Annotated in this window: 1 pseudogene; it reads right to left on the minus strand. The window is 38.4% G+C overall.

Annotated elements, in window-relative coordinates:
• Positions 1-531: pseudogene (locus ACFIJL_RS09930) on the minus strand (hypothetical protein); the annotation flags it as partial.

Here is a 531-nt window from a genome sequence, read left to right on the forward strand (position 1 = left end):
GGTCTTCTTTCTTACTGTTGGCAATATTGAGTTCTGTACCTTCTACTTCTTTGCCAATAGTAATAACCTTCGTATCACCATCCTGCTTGACAAGGCTATCACTGACAACATTAGTTACATCATTATGAACATTCGTGACAGAAGTACTAATATCAGAGAGTGCTTCCGATACACTCTTATAAATCTTTTCTTCACCAGCACTACCATCATCATTGACAGTTTTAAGCTTGAAGGTAGGTGCAACCCATTCTCCTTTTTCGTTATAGCCAGCTCCTCCACCAAAATAGCTAGCAACTGCCTCATTCATTGAATAAAGCTGGTTACCGGTAATCGCTTCTGTCGAACCTTTAGAAATTTCTCCATCCAATAAAAACTTCAATTTGCTATTTTCTTGTTTCGTTATAACTTTGCCATCTTGTGTTTCTGTTTTTATATGACGCGCTACAAACGCCTGAGCTTCATTACTCCAATTCAAAGAATCCTGTGCGACTCCTTCAGAAACTTCCTTAATCCTCTGATTCACATTCTTGA

Source organism: Bartonella sp. TT119HLJHH, assembly GCF_042193385.1.
Lineage (GTDB): Bacteria > Pseudomonadota > Alphaproteobacteria > Rhizobiales > Rhizobiaceae > Bartonella.